This window comes from Muriicola sp. SD30 (assembly GCF_041205185.1).
In the GTDB taxonomy this organism is placed as follows: Bacteria; Bacteroidota; Bacteroidia; order Flavobacteriales; family Flavobacteriaceae; genus Muriicola.
Window position 1 is genome coordinate 380984 of sequence record NZ_JBGEWB010000004.1, and the last position, 23235, is coordinate 404218.

Below are 23235 nucleotides of genomic sequence, written 5' to 3' on the forward strand. Positions count from 1 at the left end.
TAAAAAGGGAAATCGTTTAAAAGATAGATTCATAGTGAGTTTTGGACTTAGTAATTAGTGGTTTAAAATACGGTTTTTTAAGGAAACTAAAATACCCTATATTTAAGAATGAAATGGTTTTCATTCCTCGTCCTTTTCTTTCTTGTATTGTCCCTGGGATGTTCACAGTCAGCTAAAGACACAACGCTTCCGGATCCTGATACTGAGACCGAATTTCAGGCAAAAAATGTCCTTTTTATCGGCAACAGTCACACCAATTACAATCTCGGCATTGATCATTATTTGAAAGGATTTACCTCCCAGGCCGGATTAGATTTTAGTCCGACAATTGAAAAAATTACAATGGATGGTGCCTCTATGCAGGATCACCTTGAAAATGCAAATACCCTTGCCAAGCTAAACGAAAAGGATTGGGATGTGGTCATATTCCAGGAAAACACAACCGTGGCTTCAGAACAGTCCACTGAAGCAATTACGAGTTTACAGGAAATGAAATTCGCCTTGCCTGGCAACAAAACTAAAATTTACCTGTTTATGACCTGGGCTTATAAGGATGAACCATCCATGCTGACAAATATCAGGGCGACATATGAGCAGGCTGCCCCCCTTGTCTCTGGCACTGTAGTGCCGATAGGTCTGGCATTTAAAGAGATTGCGGATGATCCAACTTCTGAGGTGACGCTTTACAATGCCGATGGAATTCATCCTAGTGTGGAGGGTTCCTATCTGTCTGCCGCTATGTTTTACGCCGCCATCTATGAGAAAGATCCCGTTTTGAATTCCTATTCAGCCGGAATAGAAACTACAAACGCCACTTACCTCAAGGAAAAGGCAAATGAAGTCTGGATGGCTTATCTGAATTAAGTCAGCAGTTGTTCGGCAAGGAATCTGCGATCCAATTTTCCACTCTCTGAGATTTTAAATCGGGGAATAAAATACACTTCCCTGGGTATTTCGTATTTATCCAGGGTATTCAAATCTGAAATGTCGTTGAGGATTTGAGCCGGATCTCCTTTACCTTCAATAGCCAGTACTAGTTTTTCACCCAGTGCCTTATCGGGTTTACCCAAAACAATAAATTTATTTTCAATGTGTGGTTTAAGTTTAGTCTCTATCACCTCGGGAATTAATTTTACCCCTCCTGAGTTTATGATATTATCCCATCGACCCAACCAGGTAAATTCCTTTTCTGAAATTAGGTTGACAAGATCGTTGGTGACCAGGGATTCAACCCCTAAATCCGGAGCATTGATTACCAGACAATTACGGTTATCAGTTGAAACAGTTATTCCGGGTAAGGTCTCAAATGGTTTCGCCAGCTGATCACTTCGCCCTTTAGCCGTTCCGTTGACGGGCCTGACCGCAATGTGCGAACAAGTCTCGGTCATTCCATAGGTTTCAAATATCCTTGCTGGGCTTTTTTGCAGCTTCAGTTTTAATTCGGTGGAGAGTGGTGCCCCTCCCACAAGTAGTGTATGTATTGAGGAAAGATGCTTAATTGATTTCTCCAGTTGCAATGGAACCATGGAGCACAGGTCGTAACTCCTGTTCAGGCCACTTAGGGGTGAAGAGGAAGGGTCTACAGTATCTAATGAAAGTCCGATCACCATGGCGCGGACCAACATCATTTTAGCCGCGATGTGGCTGGCTGAAAGACATAATAATGCTGTCTGCCCGGCTCTGAGTCCAAAATAATCAGCTGACCTTAAAGCAGAGTTAACCATAGCCTGTTTGGTGACGCGAATGGATTTAGCTTTGCCGGTAGAACCTGAAGTTCTCAGGGTGAGTGAATCATGAGGCGAAACCCAGTCCATCAGAAAATCTCCAATCAGACGTTCTTCCTTATCACCTTCTTTGATCAGGCTGTAAGCCACATCGTTCAGCTCGTGAATAGAGAAATGTACACCCTGAAATTTAAATAAGGGATGCGTTTCTTTATACTGATTTTGCATGGGAGTATTTTTCTTCAAATTCTTCTTTTGAGTATACTTTTCCTGCGAGTCTTTCCTTCCAGTTCTTCCATCCGTATTTCTTTGCAAAGAAATAAAGTAGCAAGGGGAAGATCACAAATACAGGCACAAGAATGTCCCACCCCAGAACAGGTTCAGAAATATCCCTGTAAATAGAATTCGTCTGAAATGCAGTCCAGTCTGCCGTAACCAGCAGTGCTCCAAAAAGGTTATTGGCGGCATGGAATCCCAGGGCCAGTTCAAGACCTTCATCCATCAGTGTTATGATGCCCAGGAATAGTCCGGTGCCAATATAGAAAATCATGACCCCCGGGCCTAAGGTATCTACTTCGGGATTCCCCAGGTGCATTAGCCCGAAGAGCAGGGAGGTAAATAACAAGGGAAACCAACGATTTCTCACCAGCAATCCCAAACCTTGCATCATATGTCCTCGGAACATATACTCCTCAAAACTGGTTTGCAAAGGGATGAGTAAAATCGCAATCAGTGCCAGTTTTAAAAATGGGACAAGTTCAAAATTTAATTTAAATTTTTCGGGTGAAAGAACTACATCAATTAGCGTCAGGCCTACGGTGATCCCTCCCCAGAGAAAAAAGGCAAACCATATTCTTTTCCAATCCACTTTTTTTCTAGAGGTTGTAAGGGCTCTTATCGATTGAGATTGCACTAGCTTTACCCATCCAAGGACAAAGAACAGTCCAATTGCCAGGGGAAAAAGAAGTAAAATCAGGACCACATTAGATCCCAGTTTTTCTATCATTTCGGCCATCATCACATCCACACTTACCGGGGAATAAAGCACGGAAATATAATTGAATACCATTAGGACAATAAAGCCCAGGGGAAGGATCCAAAACTTCCAAAGTTTAAATTCTCCTTCATAACCTTGTTCTATGTACATGCTTCCTGAATTAAATTAGTTGACCATGTTTTTTCTTTGCCATACCAGAGTTGGCCCTGATATACTTCCAGCGGACTTTCAATATTATTGGTAAACAAACTACCTGTGCCCAGTCCCTGTGGGAGTGGGTTTTGCAGTGTATAGGTCCATTGGGCTATCGCATTGAGACCTATATTGCTTTCCAGGGCACTGGTCACCCACCAACCTATCCCCATTTCCTCAGCGAAGGTAATCCATTCCCGGCTACCATGAAATCCTCCAACCAGGCTGGGCTTTAAGATAATATAGTCCGGGTTTATTATTTGTAGTAATTCTTTCTTCTTTGTTTCACTCAAAACACCAATTAGTTCTTCATCCAGTGCAATATCGATAATTCCTTCAGCACATAACTCCTTCATCAGCCCTGTCTGTCCGGGCTTTACGGGTTGTTCTATGGAATGAATTTCCAGGGCAGCAAGTTGTTCGAGTTTTTTATGGGCATCTTTTTTACCAAAAGCACCGTTGGCATCCACCCTTATTTCTATTTCTTTGGCTGTATAAAGATTTCGTATTCCTTTAAGGATATCAATTTCGGCATCAAAATCAATAGCCCCTATTTTAAGTTTCAAACATGTAAATCCGGCTTTCAACCGCTCACTAAGCTGTTCCTCCATAAACTTCCTGTCGCCCATCCAGATTAGTCCATTGATCGCAATTGATTTTTTTCCCTCTGTAAAATCTGATGTGAAAAGAGAAAATGGATCTGAAGCCTGTAGTGATCTGAATGCCTGTTCCAGTCCAAATTGTATACTGGGAAACTCACTCAAGGCCTTAATTAACTCATTCTGGCCTATCGCAATATTTGAACAGACCCACTGTAGTTTTTCTTCATATACAGGAACATCGTCATAACTCAGTCCCCTGAACATTGCACATTCTCCTATACCAACCTTTTCACCATCCCGGAGGATGAGAAACCATGTTTCTTTATGTGTCAGGACTCCTCTTGAAGTGCCGCCGGGCTTTTTAAAATTCAGCAGATGTCTTTTGATGGTAGCTTTCATATGAAGATGGTGCAAATTTAGCTATATTTTGACTCTTAAAACAGATGATGAAAAGTATATCCAACAAGGTCATATGGATCACTGGTGCCTCCTCGGGTATCGGAGAGTCACTTGCATACGCCTTAAGTGAAATGGGGAATACGCTTCTGCTCTCGGCCCGGAATGAAAAAAACCTGTTCAGGGTCAGGAATCAGTGTGCCGATCCGACCAACGTATTCCTGCTTCCCCTGGACCTAAAAGAGACGGACCAGATGCAAGAGAAGGTCTCTAAAGCTCTGGAGTTTACAGGTGATATCGATATCCTGATCAACAATGCCGGGATCAGCCAGCGATCTCTGATCGCCGATACTGAGTTTGAGGTTTACAAAAAGCTCATGGAGGTCAACTATCTGGGCACCCTTGCCCTTACCATGGCGCTATTACCACATTTTATCTCCCGTAAGAAAGGTCATTTTGTGACAGTTACCAGTTTAATGGGCCGTTTTGGTTCGCCAATGCGCTCTGGATACTGCGGAGCCAAGCACGCCCTGCATGGTTTTTTTGATGTCCTGAGGATGGAACACGAAAAGGACAGAATTGAGGTTACCTTAGTTTGCCCGGGATTTGTTCGGACTAAGATCGCTTATAATGCACTAACCGCTAAAGGTAATCCGCAGGGTGTCAATGATCATGCGACCTCAAAAGGGATGCCTGCCGAGGTATTCGCTAAAAAAATGATCCATGCCGTGGCAAAAGGCAAATACGAAGTGTATATTGGTGGAAAAGAGGTAGTTGGGATATATTTAAAACGTTTCCTCCCTTCGGTTCTGCATAAAGTTGTATTGCGAAGTGAAGTAGTATGATCAAATGCTGAGCGATTCCCCAATACCGAGCAGATGCAATTCCTTCCCTGCCTTTTTAAAGGTCTCCTTGGCCAGCTTATGATCGATTTCAATGTAGCCAAAAGTGTCGTAGTGATAGCCCATGACATTGTCACATTCGACAAAATCTGATGCCACCACGGCATCGTCGATCCCCATGGTGAAGTTGTCGCCAACGGGCAGGATGGCGAGGTCTAGTGTAAACTGTTTCGGGATGAGTTTCATGTCCATTGTCAGTGCTGTATCACCGGCGATATAAATGTTCTTACCTGCAGCACTTAAAACAAAACCCCCGGGTTGCCCGCCATAGGTACCGTCTGCGAAGGAAGAGGTATGTACTGCCCGGACATATTTCAGCTTTCCAAAAGGAAATGACCAACTGCCTCCGTGGTTCATTGGGTGTACCTCAAATCCTTTCTTCTGGAAGTACATGGCAATTTCATAATTGCTGATGATCTTGCAATTGGTGCCACTTGTAATTTCCTCCACGTCGAGCACATGGTCCTGATGGGCATGCGTTAAGAGTATAAAATCGGGTTTAAGGTCTTTTAAATTAACAGCATCTTTTACCATGGGATTCCCGCTGATAAAAGGGTCGACTAAAAGAGTATGCTTGTCAAGTTTCAATAAAAGGGAGGCATGTCCCAGGAAGGTAATTTCCATAAAGATCAAATTTTGACTCTAATTTATTTAAAATTGAACCAAAATCGAACTCCTTCTGTAGTTTTATCAATGTTTAATGTAGACTGCAACTGATTCACGAGGCGGTTCATGAGGCGTATCCCCATGGAGGAATTGGTACGCTCGTCAGTATCATCGGGAAGGCCAATACCGTTATCAGTATATTCAAAAAAGCCCTGCTCCCCGTTTTTACGTAAATGGATGTAAATCTTCCCGTTGTTTTTATCTTCAGGAAAGGCATATTTAAATGAGTTTGAAACCAATTCGTTCAGGATCAGACCAAATGGGATTGCTCTGTCAATGTCGAGTTCAACACCCTCGGCATCTATTGTAATATTGATGTTGTGTCCGCCCTTTTTAAAAACCGATTGTACACTGTTTACCAGGCTTTCGATATAGCCTTGCATTTCAATCACCGACAGATCGTCGTTCTGATAGAGTTTTTGATGTATAAGCGCCATGGCCTTCACCCTACTCTTCCCTTCTTCAAGGGCCTCAATGGCAGCCTTGCTACGGGTATTTTTTGTCTGAAGGCTCAGGAGGGAGGAAACCATCTGCAGGTTATTTTTTACCCTGTGGTGGATTTCTTTCAACAGGGAATCTTTTTCAACAAGTGCATTCTCTATGATGTGCTTTTGCTCGGCTATAAGGCGTTGGTTCTTAATACTCTTCAGGTAGGCAAATACCAGTCCGGCAAAACCCAGTAGCGTAAAAATAAGGGAGATAAAGACCAGGTTGGTCCTTTCGTCCATTGCGGCCATATCGCTTCTTGTCTGCTCCATTTCGAGCTTCTGGAGGTTGATCATCCTTCTGGAGTCTTCAAGGTTTTCCTCTGCGATAATGGCAGCGATCTGTTGTCTCTTGATAGACGATTCATTTACTTCGAGGGAATCCCTGATCCGTACATTTTTCTTCAGATACAAGGCCTGATTTTCAAAATCACCAATGCGGTCATAGTAAGCAGCAAATAAGCGATTTTTCTTAATGATCTGGCTAGATTTTGTTAATTCCAGGTCAATGTCAAGATAATCCTTAGCGATTTTCAACCGATCCATTCTCAGGTGGCATTCTGCGAGGGCAAGTACATTTTCATTCACTTCTGATGATGTACGTCCTATATTATTCTCTTCAATAGTGGATATACTGGTTTCCAGATAAGGGATAGCTTTATCAAATTGCCCCATCTGCACATAACATTTTCCAATGTTCCCGTCGATAATACCTTTTAGCAGATTTCCATTGATAATCTCGCTCTCGGTCTTTACAGAACTCATGTCATTGAGATACACTTCGATATATCCTTTTGCTTTGGAGAAGTTGGTAAGCGCAGTGGAAGTTGTTTTATCAAGCAGCAGGAAATTCCCAATTGAGTTATGATAATTCGCCAGGCCGTAATAATCGTTCTCCTCAATCGTATTCTTGTTTTCCATGATATAATCTTTCATGGCCTGTCTGTGAAGACCCAGATTGGAGTATATATCGTAGAATGAAATATTGTTCTTTAAACCCAATTCCCGTTTTTGCTTTCTGATTTCCACCTGCTTGTCATATAGTTCCAGGCGGGAGTAGTTGGCATCTAAAAGGTTGAGCAATAACTCTTTGGTAGGCTGGTCTAATTTGTGTTTTTCGCTGTAGATCCTGGTTGCTACAGAGACACTTCTGTCGTAGTCCCCTATATCAAAATAGATCTGGGATTGTATGAGTTTATATTTTTTTATAGCAAGAGAATCACCTCCGGTTTCCGCGTTTTTAATATAGCGTTCTACTGCGTCGAGCCAGTCATAGGCCGAGTGGGTGCTATACCTGTTTACGGTATCAAAGAAATAGCTGAAGCGATCGGAAACAGACTCCGCATTTTGAAATTTGAGCAATGCATCATTCTCTAATGGGTCTAAGTCCTGGGAAAAACCGGAAAAAGACGCAATAGCGAAGTAAAAAGATAAAATGATGCCAAGCTTTTTTGCCATAACACGCTTAGTGCATTGAAGTGATTTTGTTAATAAATGCCTGAGGTATCACCTCTTGAATTTCGACCCTCAAACTTACCATAATTAAACGGGCAGGATTAATTTTTGTTGTAAACCAAGGCCTTTGTGTTGTTATTTCTCCTTCCTGATAAAACTGTGCAATTTTTATCCTTGTAATCCTTATAGAAATTCAGATGGAAGAGTTCACTTTGGCACTCAAATATCTTTGATATAAAAAGACCACACATATTTGCATAGCCCTGGTATAATTTGAGTAAAAAAAAAGGTAAGATTTGGGATGTTCAGAGAACACTTTAAAAATAGGCTGATACTTCCCGAAATTTCACGAATTGTTGTGAACCTTCCTAAATATGTTGTGAAATGGAGATTTTTGTATGTTAACTTCTGATTCTGCCATGTTTTACTTTTTCAATTACGCGCATAATACACACGCTTGTAAAATAAAAAAAGGGCCGGCCATAAATGGCACAACCCTTTTTAACGAGAACACTATATGAAAATGAAAAAAGTTAATATCTAATTCGAAAACTAAGATATCCTCTCTCCAGCGATAATAAAAAGTAATGTTGTCAAAACACGGAAAGTTGTGGTGAATACTCAAATTCACCTAAAACCCAGTAATATGGGAACTATAACAGGAGAATACTGCCTAGGAATTCATGGCGGAAATAATGAATTCCTTAAAATCCTTTGATATGGGTATCAAGGTATTGTTGATCATGATGTCTTTTGAATTGATGGCATCGATATGATCGACATTTACGATATAGGATTTGTGGGCTCTGTAAAACTTGTTTTTGGGTAATTTCTCAAGATAGTCCTTAAGAGGTGACCTTACCAAAAACTTTTTATCTACCGTATTCACTTCGAGGTAGACATTGTCAGCCTTGATAAAACGAATATCTTCAAACTGGATTCGATAATACAGGTGTTGCTTTTTAACGAAGATGGAATCTTTCAGGACAGAATTGGAAACTATTTTTTCACTGGTATCCTGGGTTGGAGAATCTCCTTTAGATTTCTCTGAATAGTCAAAATTAGACAGTGCAATTTCAATGGAAGTATACAGGTCTTGTTGCTCAAAAGGCTTCACAAGGTAGCCGTTTGGTTTAACGGTTTTTGCATTTTCAACAGTAGCCCTGTCAGAATTGGAGGTCACAAAAATGAAGGGGATGTTGTATTTTTCACGGATGTGTTTTCCAAGATCGATACCTGTCTTATCGGAAGCGAGGATGATATCGATAAGTACCAGGTCTACATGATTGTTTTTCAGGACCTCTTCAGCCTGTTCATAAACAATTACGTTATCGACGATTTCGTAGCCTATTTCTTCCAGCATCGACTGCATATCGTCTGCAATGATCACATTATCTTCTACAATAAGGATCTTTATCGGTTGTTCCAAAATGTATGGGGTTTATGAAGGTTATGGTATTCAAATTTACAAAAAAATATTAAACCCAAGATAAAACATCAAGGCCATGAAAAAGGTACTTAACGCTACTTTCTTCAGTTCAGGATCGAAATCTGCAGCTGAGTTGATCCTCTTCACTTTCACGGCATGAAGGCCCAGGGGTATGAATACGATCAGACAAAAATACTGGTAGGCCGCTGCTTCTGCGGCACGCAGATACAATAACATACACAGCAGAGAAATTATTAATAAGAAGAAGTGGTATAGCTTGGCCCTGCTAACGCCCAGTTTTACTACCAGTGTGTTTTTTCCAACTCGGGAATCGGAGGAATAATCTCTTAAATTATTTAAATTGAGAACAGCTGTACTCAATGTTCCTATTGCAATGGCAGGCAGTAGATCTACCCATCCTAATTCTTTGGTAAACAAAAACAGTGACCCGAGCACACTCAGTAATCCAAAAAAACAAAATACAAAGAGATCCCCAAGGCCCTTGTATCCGTATGCTGAGTCACCAACGGTATAGCGTATAGCAGCCCATACGGCCAGGGCCGCAAGTACCGAAAACAAGAGGAAATATTCCGGATAGCCTTTAAAGGCCACATAAAGAAGCATACCGATAAATATTAAGGTGATGATTACAGAAATAAGGATTCCTGTTTTGAGTTCTGCAGCTGATAATGAGCCACTCTGCATGGCCCGTTTTGGTCCGATGCGTTCATCATTGTCTGTGCCTTTAATCCCATCGCCATAGTCATTTGCCAGATTGGAGAGAATCTGTAGTCCCAGGGTGGAGAGAAGCGCCAGAATAAAAATATAATTGTCTAACTGACCATAGATAGAAGCCATTCCGGATCCAACAAGAATACCGGACACTGATAAGGGCAGCGTCCTCAGCCGAACCGCACTTAACCAGGCTTTCGCTTTCAAATACTTTAATTGGCAGGTTCTATCTTAAGTCGCTTACCTTCTTTATACGAAGCGACAAAAGCATCTTCAAAGCCCAGGTTAACCAATTGCTTCCTGAATTTCTGAGCTTCGTCAAGAGTCTCAAAATTACCCAGGGAATAGGAGTAAAAAGGGTTGGTTTTTACAAACAAAGTATTGTTCAGAGATTTTGAAGATAATGTAAGGTTATTGTCGACAAAGGATTTTATCTGTACTGAATAGATGGTCTCCTTTTCAAGGAAATTCTTAGCCAGGTAGAATTCTTTTACCAGACTTAATTCTTCATTTTCCCTTCTGAGATTATCAATCCTGGCCTTAAAACTGTCAAGGCTGTCTAGCGGAACGGAAAAGCTAGTTTCTGCCACTTTGGAACTCGAGGTACTCAAACCTGCCGTAAAAGAAGTAATAGCCAGGGAAGCGATCAGGAATAATACGGTTACACCGGCAAAGATATTCCGCTGTATCTTACTGCGCTTCAACTCCTTATTCTTGAATTTGATCTGATCTAAAAGTCGCTCATTAATGATCTGAGCTTTGTCGATATCTTTGTGCAGTTCAAGCAGGTCGCTTTCCTCTATAAATGGCATATGTACTTAGGTTTTAAAAAGTGGGGCTTAAATATAACCAAAAAGCTCAGAATCAAAAAAATAATGGGCATTATTTAGAGAATTGAATGTAATGGTTCTGAAGTGAATCACAGGAAGGATTCAATATAATTCCTTAGGACGTTTTCACCACCAAATGTATACCGTCGTCTTCCAGGGTGATTTTTTTGTCCTTGTATAAGGTTCCAACGGCTTTTTTAAATGTTTTTTTACTCATCGACAGCAAAGACCTGATTTCTTCCGGACTGGAAGAATCGTTTAGTTTTAGAAATCCTCCCTGCTCCTGTAATGCCTGGAAGATTTGATCGGCTGCCGGTTCTAATGCTTTTAGCCCTATCGGCTTTAAAACGATGTCGAGTTTTTTATCGGGGCGTATCTGTTTTACAAAACCTTGCAGGGCATCGCCAACCTGAATCTTTTGAAATACATCGCTGTGGAAAATGAGTCCCCTGTGCAGGTTGTTAACAACAACGTCCCACCCTAATTCAGACCGGCGGTAAACAAGCAAGGACACTTCTTCATTTACTCTGAAGTCGACCGATTCATTGTTCAGGAATTTTGAAAGTCTGCTCGAGGCTACCAAACGAAAGGATTTTTCATCCAGATAACAATAAACCACTTCCCAGGTCCCGGCAACCATCTTATTTCTTTGTTCCCGATACGGAACCAGCAAATGCTTTTCAAGGCCCCAGTCCATAAAAGCGCCTATCTCATTTACTTCTGCCACCCGGAGGTAAGCAAAACTATTTCTTTTAATAAAAGGTTTGAGGGTGGTGGCTATAGGTCGTTCTTCATGGTCTAAATAACAGAACACTTCGATCTTATCCCCGATCTCAAAATCCTCAGGTTCATATTTCGCTGGTAATAGCAGGTCATCCACATCATCATCTCCCAGAAAGAGTCCGACACTGGTACTTCTCAGGATGGTTAATTCATTGTAATTGCCCAATTCTATCATAATTCCTTTATTTACTGCCTGATTTTCCCTTTTTCACTGCCTTCGTACTCCGGTAGAGGCCTTTAGTCGTAGACGTTTTCCTTTCCGAACTTTGTTGTAAGCAGGTAATAGACTACAGCGCGGTATTTGGTACGCTCCGAAACGCCGTATTCTTCAATTACCTCTGCTATGGCTCTGTCCAGGGCCTCGTTGTCTTCCAGACCTAATTTCCTTATTAAGAAATTATGTTTAACCCTGGCCAGTTCTTTTTCATCTGAACCAGACACATTGGCTGCATCCCGTTTGTAAATAGATGGCCCCAAGCCTATGGTTACCTGCCTGAGCAGGGCCATATCCGGCTGATGATTAAACTTCGTCCTTAGCGTATCCGCGTATTTCTCTATCAATTCTTCCCTTTGGTTAGCCATATATTTTTTTTATCTGTAGTCCTGAAGGCTGTTAAGATATAAAATCGAAATACTCGAGCAAAATCCGATCGTTGAGATTAGCGGGTGTTCTTACCTCCAGCAGTTTCGGTCTGTCTGAGAGGGTGTAGAAATCCTTCAACGCCTCCTGTAAGCCACTCTTGTCCTCTGCCTCAAGAAATTCGAAGTGGAACAACTCACAAAGAGGTGCTGCCTTCAATTCATGGGTGGTCTCAAAAAAGGTCTTGAAATTCTCAGTGTCTTCCTTTCCCGGTAAAATCCTGAAGATACCCCCTCCCCCATTATTGATAAGGATAATTCTGAAATCGGGAGGTATATAGGTGTTCCACAGCCCATTGCTGTCATAGAAAAAACTGAGATCCCCCGTAATAAGTACAGTAGGACCTTCGTTATGAAGAGCTGCTCCCACAGCGGTGGAAGTGCTTCCGTCAATTCCACTAGTACCCCGATTACAGTAAACCGACTGACCTTCGCCCATATCAAAAAGCTGGGCATAACGCACTGTTGAGCTGTTGGCCAGCTGCACCATCAGACCCTTGGGCAGACTTTGGATGATCTTTTCAAATGCCCACATATCCGAAAAGGGAATCTCCCTGAGGTATTCAGTTCTCTTTGCTTTGTAATGATCCCGAACAGTCAGCCATTTCGACTGGTAGTCACTTTGGGTCTTATTAATCCCGGGAATAAATCGTGACAGGAAGTCATTTGCGGATACTTTAAAGTGATGATTTAAGGCATAGTAAGTGTCAAAAGCCTTGTTTTCATTGACATGCCAGTGTTCGTCTGGCTTGTAATCCCTCAGGAAGGCCTTAATTTTTTTGGATACCACCAATCCCCCGAAAGTAAGAAGTATATCGGGTTGTAATTCCCTGAATTTTTTATCCCGGTCTTCTGCTTTTTCAATCGGCGCGACAATACTGTCGATACTGGGAATAATATTTGGGTGATGAAGATTGGAAGTTGTTTCGGTAAAAATCAGAACAGAGGGATCGTCTGCGAGTGTATTGAGCCATTCCGACTCGATTTCCCCGGGAGACATCACCCCAACTAAAATCATTTTCCGGGAAGCTTTGTTCCACCGACTTTGAAAATCAGAAAGATCTTCTGTTTCTGGAATCGACCTCTCTGGTGCCGGATCCAGATTCAAAGGCAAGTAAGGAGAGGATGTTGTCTCATACAAAGGTTCTTCAAACGGTACATTTATATGAACGGGGAGCGAACTTTTAAACAGAAAATCCATCGCCTTGCGAATTTCATCGCTGTTGTATTCCCAAATCTCTTTCTGCAGGCTTTCCACTGAACGCCCTTCACCGAGCATTTTCGGATCAAAATGAGAAATAGTATCAGTGGCATGACTCACGTCGAGTTTTAAATTTGCACTGTAGCCTATATGCCTGTCAAAAACATGGTCCTGTCTAATGGTCTGTCCATCGCCTATATCGATTTTATAAGGTGGTCGGTCTGCAGAGATCACCAGTAATGGATGATCACTGTAAAAGGCTTCCGCCACTGCAGGATAGTAATTGAGTAATGCACTTCCTGAGGTGCAGAGTACTACAACAGGCCTTTTCAATTGCTGACTGATCCCTATAGCAAAAAAAGCAGCAGCCCGTTCATCGACAATGCTGTAACAATCAAAAAAAGAATCCTCGGTAAAGCCAATGATCAGGGGTGCATTTCTGGAGCCCGGAGAGATCACAATCTGAGAAATATCCATGGCCTTACAATATTGAACCAGAAGTTGAGCAGATGGGATACTCGGATGTCGCATAGGCTTGCAAAAATACAATCCTATCGGAAGCATTCCCAATGATATTTTATAATTCTACAGTACCTTCAGTATGGTCCTGCTTTTTGCGACCGTTTCCTGCCATTCCTTTTCTGGATCCGAATCCTGAGTGATCCCACCTCCCACATAGATAATGGCTTTGCCTTCCCGTAATTCCATACACCTCAGGTTGACAAACAATCTGGTGGCCTGTTGAGGTCCCACTTCTATTTCACCCAGATAACCCGTATAAAACTTGCGCTGATAAGTTTCATGTTTTCTAATATATGACCTGGCTTTCTTTAATGGGATACCACAAACCGCTGGTGTCGGGTGAAGGGTTCGTATCATCTTTGCGGTTTGGTTAACTTTTACCACCCCTGTAATTGTCGTTTTTAAATGCCATAGCGTACCGGCATCTGTGGTCTGTACTTCTGAACTCTTTACTTCAATCCCCAAACCTGCCATTGCTTCTTCAATGTATCCGGTTACCAGTTGCTGTTCCGCCTTTTCCTTTTCTGTCCAGTTGGGTTTTTTGTCGCCCGATTTCTCAATAGTACCTGCAAGGGCCACGGTAGTAAACCGATTCCCCTCTACTTCAAGTAAAATTTCCGGTGTTGCGCCCATCCAGCATCCAACCCGGGGGTGGTACCAGCAATAGCAGAAGGCAGAGGGATATTCAAGTATCAATTCATTAAAAATATCAATAGCCGATTTCTCTGTGGCTACCTCCATGGACCTTGAGAGCACCACCTTGTTCAGGTTCTTATTCTGAATTGCTTTTACGGCTTCGGTTACCATTTTTTTATATCGAACTGCTTCCGTATCATCCAGGGGGTAGTCCGTAGTACTATTATCATTTAGAAAAATCCCTGTGTCGAGTTTAGCCGTGATGGTCTTATCAGGTCGCGTGAGTATAGTTTCCTGTGTATCATCAAAAGGACTAAAAACAAACCCCGAATGATTAAAATCAGCGGTGTAATTGAGTTCGGTATCCGATTGCAAGATTGCTTTAAGCTCCTTTTTGTGGGGGTATTTAAAAATAACAAAGGGCAAGCTACTTTGATGGTGAGCTTTTACTTCAGACATCAACTCTTTATGTGACTTATTTTCTCGGGAGGGCAATGGTAGTGAGTTTACATTGGGAAATTAAACGATCCTCTTCATCAGTCACTCTGATCTCCCACAGTTGGGTAGTTCGGCCTTTATGGATAATACTCGCCTTGGCGTAGACCCAACCTTCTTTAATACTGCGAACGTGGTTGGCTGCAATCTCTATCCCCCTCACATAAAAGGACTGTCCATCCAGGAAAACGTAAGAGGCCGCAGAACCAACGCTTTCTGCTAAAGCAACCGTGGCTCCTCCGTGAAGTACTCCATCAGGCTGGTGAACCTTAGGACTAACCGGCATTCGGGCAATAAGAAAATTTTCCCCCACATCAATGTATTCAATCTCCAGGGTTTCCATCAGGGTGTTTTTCCTGATATCATTACAGACCTGCAGGATTTTTGCTTTATGATCGCTCATTTCAAATTTTTGCTAAAATTAAGCATATTTAGATCAATCGGTCTACTGATAATAATTCTTACAAGCTTCATGAAGATTTACTTCCAATTGGTGTAACATAATTACTTTTTTGTCGTCTTTTAAGCAATTACCTAACTGATTATCCGAATAATGTGCACCTCCGTTATTGGATTGGCAAGCCGTTGATTCAATAGCTGAACATAGCCTACAAAGATTAATTCATATTCGATGGTAATCACAATGAAATTATTGTGAATGTTGAATTAGAACGGTACAGGTATTATTTTGAAACTTTCTTGAATAACCCTTTATTTAAAGGTGTATCCGCTGATTCAATTAATGAACTTTTGCATTTAACTAAAAGTCGGGTTTGTACAAACAGAACCTGCGTTATCGACACCAGCGACACTTCTCATCATTTCTTTTTTGTTATTACCGGAAAACTAAAGGTCTATGTCTACGACACAAAGAATGATCGACAACTCACTCTTACCCTTTTAGTCCCTCAGGATGTTTTTAGTGTGATGTCCCTTTTCGGAGGTTTAAAACGAAAAGTCTATTACGAGACCCTGGAGAGAACCGAATTATTATATGTTCCGCTTCCGGAGATGAAAAACTGGTTGAAGAAGAATCACGATTTCAGTTTATCCCTGATGAAATATATGGCCCTGAAAATCCAGACGCTGGAAAATTCGGTCACCAATATTGTAATGGAGGACATCCCTACCAGGCTGGCAAAATTGCTGTATCAGAATATGGATAAAAATACAGGGGTCATCCAGCACATCAACGATCTTTCTCACGATGAAATCGGTGCATTAATAGGCACTACGAGATCCGTGGTAAACAGGCACATCAATTTTTTTAAAGATCAGGGCATACTGGAGGTGAAAAGAAAATATATGAGGATTACTTCAATCGATGCCCTTAAACGGGAATTTGATCACAGTCGCGTCTAATTTCACACCCCTTTTCCTAAAATAGTCTTAAAGTGTTACCTAGGGCACACCCGGCTAGGGCAAACGCTTAGTACCTTAACACTAATCAAAGGTTATAATATTCATCATCATGTCAATCAAAAAACTAATCCACCATGAAAACACTATGTATCAGCATTGTTGCTGCATTTTTGTGCTGCAACGCATTTTCCCAGGAACTGTATAGAGCTCCAAGTACAGTAGATCTAAAATTAATCACGGTAAGACCTTTAAATATTTCATATGTCAATTCCGTAGTTGACGAAAGAATGCCTGAAGCTGTCACCAAACTCGAGAATAAAGCTGCCAGGTATAATATTTTAGAAAACCCTGTTTATGATGGCAATTTTGAAGCCTACGAGGTCATCTTCTCACAAAACAACGGTACCATCATTGCCACTTATGATCAACACGGAAAGATCATACAAACTTCTGAACGATTTAAAGACATAACCCTGCCTGAATTCATCAGAAACAGGATTCATTCAGAAAATCCGGGGTGGACCATTCATTCAGATCTTTATATGGTCTCCTACTATGGCAATAAAGAGGTGAAAAAGGTATGCAAAATACAACTCAGAAAGGACGGGCAGCGGAAAAACCTGAGAATCGAGATCTAGGGTAAAGAGAATACAATCAGAAACTTTTTACTCCCACCATGCAGCACATCAGCATAAGTTCATGGATTAATTTACATCATCATGTCAATCTCCGTTGATTGACTTCACTGTCAAATAATAATCATTTAAAATCATTCATCATGAAAAAAACAGTTTTAAGTTTAATGTTATTGAGCATTGTTAGTATAGGCTTCGCTCAGGAAGAAAAAGAAGCCATTGAATTGAAAGGGGTAACGGTTAGTCCGTTAAACCTGGAATATGAAAACACTGTAGTGGATGCAAATATGCCACCATCAGTTCAGAATCTGGAACGAAAAGCGGCCCGATTCGATATAACAGAATTGGATATTTACAACGGTCAATTTGAAGCTTACGAAGTATTTTTTGAGCAAAACAACGGCTCAATTATCGCCACATATGATTCGGAAGGCAAAATTCTGCAATCATATGAACGCTTCAAGGATATCACATTGCCCGTTGCGGTGAGGGAGCATATCTACAAAAGTCATCCGGGATGGAAAATCCATAAAGATATTTACATAGTCTCGTATTATGACGACAAAGATGTTTCGAAAGTGGCTAAGGTACAGTTAGTTAAAGACGGGCTTAAGAGAAATCTAAAACTAGATGTCAATGAAGTGTATCAGTTGGCACAGAATTAAAAGTCAATCCACACAGTGAGGTGATGAACTGTTAGCAGTTAAAAAGCGTAAGATGTGAATCCTGCGCTTTTTTATTACCTAATATGAAATAAAATATAAGCTGAAGGAAGTGTAGTTTTTGTAATTTTAGATATGGATCTGAGTCAGAAAGAAATCAAATTTATTTCTCGTAAAACGTATGCAACCTTAAATCACCTTCGTCCTGAAACTACCTATGTGTGGGTAGTATTTCATGGAATGGGGTACCTCAGCAGGTTTTTCCTTAAGTATTTTCAGGATCTCGATCCTGGAAAGCACTACCTCATTGCCCCGCAGGCACCTTCCAAATATTATATGAATGGCCAATTCAAACACGTAGGGGCAAGCTGGCTTACCAAAGAGGACACCGAAATGGAAATTGACAATCTCATGGCCTATATCGATTCGGTGATACAGCATGAATCGCTACCCGAAGATGTCAGGCTAGTCATATTCGGGTATTCCCAGGGAGTATCTATTGCCATGCGATGGGTTGCAAAAAGAAAGATAAAATGCGACCATTTGATTCTCTATTCGGGGGGAATACCAAATGAACTGGAAACCGAAGATATAAACCATCTTTTAGAAGAGACAAAAATTAAATTTATCGTAGGCAGAGAAGATGAGTACATTACCCCTGAACGTTGGGAAATAGAAAAAAAGAAAATTGAAAATCTCTTTAATGGAAAGGCCGTCATTGAGATTTTCGATGGCGGGCATGTAGTGAAAAAAGAAATCATCAACCGTTTACCGTGAAACTCGAAATGATCAGCCTCGAAGATAGTCGGGTAAAACTCATCCCCTTATCCCCCAGCCATTGTAAGCAGTTACTGCATATTGCGATGGAACCCGGACTCACAAAGTATTCCCCTTCAGAAATCAACTCAGAATCTGCATTGACGGCTTATATAGGTCATGCCCTGGACCAAAGGGATAAAAAACTAGCCATCCCCTTCCTGGTCTACGACAAAAATACCGGCACCACTGCCGGTTGTACGCGGTATATGCACATCGAATGGAAAAATAAGGTCCTTCATATCGGGGCAACCTGGTTGGGGCGAGAATATCATGGGAGCGGACTTAACACCCATATGAAACAACTAATGATCGATTATGCCTTTCAGACTTTACAATTTGAAAAGGTCGAATTCCGGATTGATGAAAGAAACACCCGCTCCAGGAAGGCTGTGGAAAAGCTAGGCGCTGTACTGGAAGGAATACTGCGTAAAAATGTATATCTGACCGATGGATTCAAAAGAGATACCTGCTGTTATGGCTTGTTTCCAGAGGCCTGGGAAAATACAAAAACAGATTTGTTGAGCTCCTCAGGTTTTTGATCCTCAAAACCTTTTTTCTCTGATAGGATTAACCCCCCGTCTAAGACAATAAAGCCCCCTTCAGGGCGTTCTATCAATCCAGTTGCTGAGTACCCCAATTATGTCTTTAACAGCAGAAACCTACCTATGAAATTCATCCTCGCCTTTGTGCTGACCTTCTTTGCATTTAACAGTGGTTCAGCTAATTGCAACAATACCTATGCTTCGGCAGGTTACAGCCTATCTCATGCTAAGAAATCGATGGGAGCCAACAACTTTGAACATCAGCAATATTATGCTGAAAGGGCCTTGTCTGCCTTCGAAAAGGCTAGAACGCAAAATGAAAATTGTGGTTGTCAAAAGGCAATTAATCCTATTCTTGACGGGATTGAAAATTTAGAGACTGCATTAAACCAGGAAAAATGGGATATGGGACGGTTTTATACTAAAAAGGCCCTTGAAAACGCTGAACAACTACTCAACAATCTGGATATTTGCACTGTAGGGGGCACTTATCAGGAAACCCCTGGAGAAACCTCTGCCGAATATTCCCCTGAGGAGATCATAGCTCCTGCTTCTGAGGCAGCAGAATCAAACGATTGGGATGTTAAATTGAATTATAAGCAGCAGGCTGAAGCCGAGCTGGCTGAACTCGAAAGAACGATTCGCGAACTTGGCAACCTCTTCCAATGTGAAAAGGTAAAGCAACTTTTGATCTCACATAAGGTAAAAACGGAAAACGAACTTCAGGCAGAAAGTCTGGAAACGATAAGGGCATTTTATATGTCACAGGCTGTTGCCATGCACAACAAGGCACTTTTTGCCATGATCGAGTGTTCCAAAAAACTGGAATAACCCACAACTTTTTTAATTTTCCTCTTCCGCAGATTTGGAAGAATCCTCCTCGTAATAGGTGATCCTGCGCGTTGTATATCGATTATCAGGGGTGATGATCATCTTGATCCAGTTTGGTGGAGTTTGTCCATCAAACTGATATATGAATTCCTGCCTGCTTTCCTGCTTGTCTGACTTCTGGATTTTAGCTTTAAGGAATCCCTGTTCGTCGTATTCGTAGTTGATCTCCTCGGTCTTAACGAAACTCGACTTCCCATTATCGTAGTCGAATTTAAATTCCCTGATCTTTCTCCCCAGGGTGTCTGTAAACGATTCAGTGGCTTTATAGGGCTCTCCCTTCAGATAGATTTTTTCGAGTTCTATGCGAAGTAATTGTCCTTTTTCATTCTTTTCCCCCGTACGAACAGATCTTTCAGTTATCTCATTTACATCAATGGTTTTGGTGACTTCACCTCTGAGGGTGTCATAACTGATCTGGGTGTCATCAATCCCTTCATTGGTGGTTCTTATAATAGCCATCAGATTGCCGGCCCCATCATATTTATACTCGAACTGATCGAGGAATTCCCTTTGATAGGAATAGACGCTTTCCTTAACCACCTTATTTAGCAAGGTGTCGATACGATAAATATGTGCGAGGGAGGTTTGCCTGTCCAGACTGTCTTCCCTGTAGTTTTCTAAACGTTTTTCCTTTAGTAAGCCTTCGGAATACCTGTAATAAGTCACATCGTAATCAGTATCACTATACAGGGTCGTGACTTTGGTCAATACCCCTTCGGGATCAAATTCAAAAGATTCTTTTCCGTAATCGGTAATCACAAGACACCTCTTCACCTTTCCCAATAACTGGAAATCTGAGGTGTTAAATACGCGGGGTTCCTGCCCGTTTAAAGACATGACCACCAAGATCATCACGAACAGCTGGAACCTTGAGAAATAATCCCTGAAGTAGTTTTTTACCATCAATTCAAAATTACGGCTTCTTTCCGCAATGAAAACAAAATATATGCCGAAAAAAAAGAGGTAGCGCAAACTACCTCTTTTATCAACTTAGAACAGTGTTCTATTTTACTTCCTCAAAATCAACGTCTTCCACGTTATCTCCTTCTTTGGCACTGTCTGCAGCTGTGGGTTCACCATCAGCTGATGGTCCACCTTCCTGTGCTGCCTGTGCTTTGTACATTTCTTCTGAAGCTACTTTCCAGGCTTCATTGATCTTCTCAAGCGCAGGAGTCACCTGGGCAACATCCTTAGTTTCGTAGGCTTTTTTAAGCTCCTCAAGAGCAGCTTCGATCGGTTTTTTCTTGTCATCAGACAATTTATCACCGAATTCACCCAATTGTTTTTCCGTCTGGAAGATCATCGCATCCGCTTCATTCAGCTTTTCAGCTGTTTCTTTCGCTTTCTTATCGGCCTCAGCATTGGCTTCAGCTTCAGATTTCATCTTTTCGATTTCCTCTTCTGTAAGACCTGAAGATGCTTCAATCCGGATATCCTGAGTCTTGTTCGTTGCCTTATCTGTGGCAGAAACCTTGATAATACCATTCGCATCTATATCAAAGGTAACTTCAATCTGAGGCGTACCTCTGGGTGCAGGGGGAATTCCGTCTAAATGGAACCTACCGATAGTTTTGTTATCTGCAGCCATGGGCCTTTCTCCCTGAAGTACATGGATCTCAACCGAAGGCTGATTGTCCGCTGCTGTTGAAAATACCTGCGACTTCTTTGTAGGAATAGTGGTATTAGCTTCAATTAATTTGGTCATCACCCCTCCCATGGTCTCAATTCCAAGGGATAGCGGAGTTACGTCGAGGAGAAGAACATCCTTCACATCACCGGTCAATACTCCCCCCTGAATAGCAGCACCTACTGCTACAACCTCATCGGGATTCACCCCTTTAGAAGGTTTCTTGCCAAAGAATTTCTCTACGGCTTCCTGTACAGCTGGAATCCTTGTAGATCCACCCACAAGAATGATCTCATCGATATCGCTTTTTGACAACCCGGCAGCTTTCAATGCGGTTTCACAAGGTTCGATAGTCCTTTTTACCAGATCAGCGATTAATTGCTCAAATTTTGCCCTTGCAAGCGTTCGCACCAGGTGTTTTGGTCCTGAAGCGGTAGCCGTAACGTAAGGCAGGTTAATTTCTGTCTGAGTAGAACTTGATAATTCGATCTTTGCCTTTTCTGCAGCTTCCCTCAATCTCTGAAGGGCCATAGGGTCTTTCCTCAGATCTATTCCTTCTTCTTTATTAAACTCATCCGCCAGCCAGTCGATCACTTTCTGATCTACATCGTCACCCCCTAAATGGGTATCTCCATCAGTTGATAACACTTCAAAAACGCCATCCCCTAATTCGAGAATAGATACATCGTGGGTTCCTCCACCAAAGTCGAATACCACAATTTTCTGATCTTTATGTTTCTTATCTAAACCATAGGCCAGTGAAGCAGCGGTAGGTTCGTTGATGATCCTCTCTACCTTTAAACCTGCGATCTCTCCTGCTTCTTTGGTAGCTTGTCGCTGTGCATCATTAAAATAGGCAGGTACAGTTATCACCGCCCGGCTTACCGACTGCCCCAGATAGTCCTCAGCAGTCTTTTTCATTTTCTGAAGAATCATGGCAGACAATTCCTGAGGAGTGTATAAACGCCCATCGATATCCACACGTGGTGTATCGTTATCTCCTTTTAATACTTTATACGGAACTCTTTCAGCTTCTTTTTTTGATTCGGAGTATTTATTTCCCATAAACCTCTTGATGGAGTAAATGGTCTTGTGGGGATTTGTCACTGCCTGTCTTTTGGCAGGATCACCCACTTTGATCTCTCCGCCTTCTACAAAGGCAATTACAGATGGTGTGGTCCGCTTCCCTTCGGCATTCGGAATCACAACTGGCTCATTTCCCTCCATCACGGAAACACAGGAGTTGGTTGTACCCAAATCTATCCCAATAATTTTGCTCATCTTATCTTTTTTAATATTAATAGTTTCAATTCAATTTGCTATGTCAAATGTCAAACATAGTGCCAACCCCTTGAAACTGACAGGTTGTCACTTACTTCAAAAGAATAATAACTAAATACGGGAGGGAAATTAGATACTAAAGACTTATAACCAAAGTAAATCTTTAAGCCTCAAAAGGCTCAACATACTTATTCGATGCAACCTTCCTTTCTACGGGTATCGATAATGTAGAGTACTTTCCATACTCCTTGTTCTTTGATCAGTTGGAAGGAATTGACACCACAATGGCTTAGGTTGCCATTGATCCAGAACTCATAAGGTGTCCAGGCCTGTGCCAGGCTGCCATCTACTCTTACCGAAATGGACAACAACCGTTCTTGAAATTGTACTGAATCCGGAATACTGACTATTGATTTTACAAATCTTTCATAAGGCACATTCACCACACTGTCATGTCCCTCAGACGATTTCCCTATAGTTTGCATTCTGATGTCGGACGAAGCCTTATCCCTTAGCTTGGTGGCATCCTGATCGTGAAATGCCTGAAAAAAATCTTTTATGGCTGTTTCGACATTTTTTTCGGGATTATCCTGTCCCAATCCAATAGTTGCCGTAAAAAGGGCGAATAGAGTTATATACACTTTCATTTAGATTCTGTGTTTCGGATCATTTTCAACTAATGTACACAATAATGGGAAACCCATTGACGGGCTGATTACTAATTGCTCAT

Annotated in this window: 24 protein-coding genes; 8 read left to right on the forward strand and 16 right to left on the reverse strand. The window is 41.6% G+C overall.

What is annotated here, in order from left to right; translation table 11 throughout:
• The first annotated feature begins 108 nt into the window (after positions 1-108).
• Positions 109-864 (forward strand): DUF4886 domain-containing protein, encoded by a 756-nt coding sequence (locus AB8P51_RS14235; RefSeq protein ID WP_369749527.1) that lies wholly within the window; start codon positions 109-111, stop codon positions 862-864.
• Here AB8P51_RS14235 and AB8P51_RS14240 read toward each other — a convergent pair.
• The 3 genes from AB8P51_RS14240 to AB8P51_RS14250 are packed head-to-tail and all read right to left on the reverse strand — an operon-like array spanning position 861 to position 3914.
• Positions 861-1952, reverse strand: coding sequence for an AMP-binding protein (locus AB8P51_RS14240; RefSeq protein WP_369749528.1), 1092 nt, complete (start codon positions 1950-1952; stop codon positions 861-863). The two genes, AB8P51_RS14235 and AB8P51_RS14240, sit on opposite strands and share 4 nt — an antisense overlap.
• Positions 1936-2871, reverse strand: coding sequence for a lysostaphin resistance A-like protein (locus AB8P51_RS14245; protein ID WP_369749529.1), 936 nt, complete (start codon positions 2869-2871; stop codon positions 1936-1938). Before AB8P51_RS14245 ends, AB8P51_RS14240 begins: the two co-directional genes overlap by 17 nt.
• Positions 2862-3914 carry an o-succinylbenzoate synthase gene (locus AB8P51_RS14250; protein WP_369749530.1) on the reverse strand — a complete coding sequence of 351 codons (1053 nt, stop codon included), beginning with the start codon at positions 3912-3914 and terminating at the stop codon, positions 2862-2864. The genes AB8P51_RS14245 and AB8P51_RS14250 overlap by 10 nt, the downstream gene beginning before the upstream one ends.
• 44 nt (positions 3915-3958) lie before the next feature.
• Here AB8P51_RS14250 and AB8P51_RS14255 point away from each other — a divergent pair, with 44 nt between their 5' ends.
• On the forward strand, positions 3959-4756 hold the full coding sequence (locus AB8P51_RS14255; RefSeq protein WP_369749531.1) for an SDR family oxidoreductase: 798 nt from the start codon (positions 3959-3961) through the stop codon (positions 4754-4756).
• Here AB8P51_RS14255 and AB8P51_RS14260 read toward each other — a convergent pair whose 3' ends face one another.
• The 10 genes from AB8P51_RS14260 to AB8P51_RS14305 form a co-directional block, all read right to left on the reverse strand.
• A complete protein-coding gene (locus AB8P51_RS14260; protein ID WP_369749532.1) occupies positions 4757-5437 on the reverse strand; it encodes a metal-dependent hydrolase in 681 nt (226 codons plus the stop codon).
• 23 nt (positions 5438-5460) lie between these two features.
• Positions 5461-7422 (reverse strand): sensor histidine kinase, encoded by a 1962-nt coding sequence (locus tag AB8P51_RS14265; RefSeq protein WP_369749533.1) that lies wholly within the window; start codon positions 7420-7422, stop codon positions 5461-5463.
• 670 nt (positions 7423-8092) lie between these two features.
• On the reverse strand, positions 8093-8848 hold the full coding sequence (locus AB8P51_RS14270) for a LytR/AlgR family response regulator transcription factor (protein ID WP_369749534.1): 756 nt from the start codon (positions 8846-8848) through the stop codon (positions 8093-8095).
• 36 nt (positions 8849-8884) lie between these two features.
• The gene (menA, locus tag AB8P51_RS14275) at positions 8885-9787 is read right to left on the reverse strand and encodes a 1,4-dihydroxy-2-naphthoate octaprenyltransferase (protein ID WP_369749535.1); all 903 of its coding nucleotides are present in this window, start codon (positions 9785-9787) and stop codon (positions 8885-8887) included.
• 5 nt (positions 9788-9792) lie between these two features.
• Positions 9793-10392 carry an SPOR domain-containing protein gene (locus tag AB8P51_RS14280; RefSeq protein ID WP_369749536.1) on the reverse strand — a complete coding sequence of 200 codons (600 nt, stop codon included), beginning with the start codon at positions 10390-10392 and terminating at the stop codon, positions 9793-9795.
• Between the two features lie 133 nt (positions 10393-10525).
• Entirely contained in the window at positions 10526-11368 is an 843-nt protein-coding gene (locus tag AB8P51_RS14285; protein ID WP_369749537.1) for a S1 RNA-binding domain-containing protein, read from the reverse strand.
• A 62-nt stretch (positions 11369-11430) separates the two neighbouring features.
• Positions 11431-11775 (reverse strand): DUF2853 family protein, encoded by a 345-nt coding sequence (locus tag AB8P51_RS14290; RefSeq protein ID WP_369749538.1) that lies wholly within the window; start codon positions 11773-11775, stop codon positions 11431-11433.
• A 31-nt stretch (positions 11776-11806) separates the two neighbouring features.
• Positions 11807-13597 carry a 2-succinyl-5-enolpyruvyl-6-hydroxy-3-cyclohexene-1-carboxylate synthase gene (gene menD / locus AB8P51_RS14295; protein WP_369749540.1) on the reverse strand — a complete coding sequence of 597 codons (1791 nt, stop codon included), beginning with the start codon at positions 13595-13597 and terminating at the stop codon, positions 11807-11809.
• A 21-nt stretch (positions 13598-13618) separates the two neighbouring features.
• The gene (locus tag AB8P51_RS14300; RefSeq protein WP_369749542.1) at positions 13619-14650 is read right to left on the reverse strand and encodes a chorismate-binding protein; all 1032 of its coding nucleotides are present in this window, start codon (positions 14648-14650) and stop codon (positions 13619-13621) included.
• Between the two features lie 16 nt (positions 14651-14666).
• Positions 14667-15089, reverse strand: coding sequence for a PaaI family thioesterase (locus AB8P51_RS14305; protein ID WP_369749544.1), 423 nt, complete (start codon positions 15087-15089; stop codon positions 14667-14669).
• 347 nt (positions 15090-15436) lie between these two features.
• Here AB8P51_RS14305 and AB8P51_RS14310 point away from each other — a divergent pair, with 347 nt between their 5' ends.
• From AB8P51_RS14310 to AB8P51_RS14335, 6 genes are all read left to right on the forward strand, one after another.
• A complete protein-coding gene (locus tag AB8P51_RS14310) occupies positions 15437-16048 on the forward strand; it encodes a Crp/Fnr family transcriptional regulator (protein WP_369749545.1) in 612 nt (203 codons plus the stop codon).
• A 134-nt stretch (positions 16049-16182) separates the two neighbouring features.
• Positions 16183-16686, forward strand: a complete 504-nt coding sequence (locus tag AB8P51_RS14315) for a hypothetical protein (RefSeq protein WP_369749546.1) — start codon at positions 16183-16185, stop codon at positions 16684-16686.
• Positions 16687-16826: 140 nt separating this feature from the next.
• Complete coding sequence (locus AB8P51_RS14320; RefSeq protein ID WP_369749547.1) at positions 16827-17348, forward strand: hypothetical protein; 522 nt, start codon at positions 16827-16829, stop codon at positions 17346-17348.
• A 132-nt stretch (positions 17349-17480) separates the two neighbouring features.
• A complete protein-coding gene (locus AB8P51_RS14325) occupies positions 17481-18122 on the forward strand; it encodes an alpha/beta hydrolase (RefSeq protein ID WP_369749548.1) in 642 nt (213 codons plus the stop codon).
• Positions 18119-18703: a GNAT family N-acetyltransferase gene (locus tag AB8P51_RS14330; protein WP_369749549.1), complete on the forward strand. Its 585-nt coding sequence runs from the start codon at positions 18119-18121 to the stop codon at positions 18701-18703. The genes AB8P51_RS14325 and AB8P51_RS14330 overlap by 4 nt, the downstream gene beginning before the upstream one ends.
• Positions 18704-18829: 126 nt before the next feature.
• Positions 18830-19537: a hypothetical protein gene (locus AB8P51_RS14335; protein ID WP_369749550.1), complete on the forward strand. Its 708-nt coding sequence runs from the start codon at positions 18830-18832 to the stop codon at positions 19535-19537.
• Positions 19538-19549: 12 nt separating this feature from the next.
• Here the strand turns inward: AB8P51_RS14335 and AB8P51_RS14340 are convergent, their stop codons facing one another.
• From AB8P51_RS14340 to AB8P51_RS14350, 3 genes are all read right to left on the reverse strand, one after another.
• The gene (locus AB8P51_RS14340) at positions 19550-20500 is read right to left on the reverse strand and encodes a hypothetical protein (RefSeq protein WP_369749551.1); all 951 of its coding nucleotides are present in this window, start codon (positions 20498-20500) and stop codon (positions 19550-19552) included.
• Positions 20501-20600: 100 nt separating this feature from the next.
• Positions 20601-22505, reverse strand: coding sequence for a molecular chaperone DnaK (dnaK, locus tag AB8P51_RS14345; protein ID WP_369749552.1), 1905 nt, complete (start codon positions 22503-22505; stop codon positions 20601-20603).
• Between the two features lie 188 nt (positions 22506-22693).
• Positions 22694-23152 carry a nuclear transport factor 2 family protein gene (locus AB8P51_RS14350; RefSeq protein WP_369749553.1) on the reverse strand — a complete coding sequence of 153 codons (459 nt, stop codon included), beginning with the start codon at positions 23150-23152 and terminating at the stop codon, positions 22694-22696.
• Between the last annotated feature and the right edge of the window lie 83 nt (positions 23153-23235).

Coding starts and splice junctions, on each gene's coding strand:
- AB8P51_RS14235 (WP_369749527.1), top strand. CDS start 109: ATGAAATGGTTTTCATTCCTCGTCCTTTTCTTTCTTGTATTGTCCCTG.
- AB8P51_RS14240 (WP_369749528.1), bottom strand. CDS start 1,952: ATGCAAAATCAGTATAAAGAAACGCATCCCTTATTTAAATTTCAGGGT.
- AB8P51_RS14245 (WP_369749529.1), bottom strand. CDS start 2,871: ATGTACATAGAACAAGGTTATGAAGGAGAATTTAAACTTTGGAAGTTT.
- AB8P51_RS14250 (WP_369749530.1), bottom strand. CDS start 3,914: ATGAAAGCTACCATCAAAAGACATCTGCTGAATTTTAAAAAGCCCGGC.
- AB8P51_RS14255 (WP_369749531.1), top strand. CDS start 3,959: ATGATGAAAAGTATATCCAACAAGGTCATATGGATCACTGGTGCCTCC.
- AB8P51_RS14260 (WP_369749532.1), bottom strand. CDS start 5,437: ATGGAAATTACCTTCCTGGGACATGCCTCCCTTTTATTGAAACTTGAC.
- AB8P51_RS14265 (WP_369749533.1), bottom strand. CDS start 7,422: ATGGCAAAAAAGCTTGGCATCATTTTATCTTTTTACTTCGCTATTGCG.
- AB8P51_RS14280 (WP_369749536.1), bottom strand. CDS start 10,392: ATGCCATTTATAGAGGAAAGCGACCTGCTTGAACTGCACAAAGATATC.
- AB8P51_RS14285 (WP_369749537.1), bottom strand. CDS start 11,368: ATGATAGAATTGGGCAATTACAATGAATTAACCATCCTGAGAAGTACC.
- AB8P51_RS14290 (WP_369749538.1), bottom strand. CDS start 11,775: ATGGCTAACCAAAGGGAAGAATTGATAGAGAAATACGCGGATACGCTA.
- menD (WP_369749540.1), bottom strand. CDS start 13,597: ATGCTTCCGATAGGATTGTATTTTTGCAAGCCTATGCGACATCCGAGT.
- AB8P51_RS14300 (WP_369749542.1), bottom strand. CDS start 14,650: ATGTCTGAAGTAAAAGCTCACCATCAAAGTAGCTTGCCCTTTGTTATT.
- AB8P51_RS14305 (WP_369749544.1), bottom strand. CDS start 15,089: ATGAGCGATCATAAAGCAAAAATCCTGCAGGTCTGTAATGATATCAGG.
- AB8P51_RS14315 (WP_369749546.1), top strand. CDS start 16,183: ATGAAAACACTATGTATCAGCATTGTTGCTGCATTTTTGTGCTGCAAC.
- AB8P51_RS14320 (WP_369749547.1), top strand. CDS start 16,827: ATGAAAAAAACAGTTTTAAGTTTAATGTTATTGAGCATTGTTAGTATA.
- AB8P51_RS14325 (WP_369749548.1), top strand. CDS start 17,481: ATGGATCTGAGTCAGAAAGAAATCAAATTTATTTCTCGTAAAACGTAT.
- AB8P51_RS14335 (WP_369749550.1), top strand. CDS start 18,830: ATGAAATTCATCCTCGCCTTTGTGCTGACCTTCTTTGCATTTAACAGT.
- AB8P51_RS14340 (WP_369749551.1), bottom strand. CDS start 20,500: ATGGTAAAAAACTACTTCAGGGATTATTTCTCAAGGTTCCAGCTGTTC.
- dnaK (WP_369749552.1), bottom strand. CDS start 22,505: ATGAGCAAAATTATTGGGATAGATTTGGGTACAACCAACTCCTGTGTT.
- AB8P51_RS14350 (WP_369749553.1), bottom strand. CDS start 23,152: ATGAAAGTGTATATAACTCTATTCGCCCTTTTTACGGCAACTATTGGA.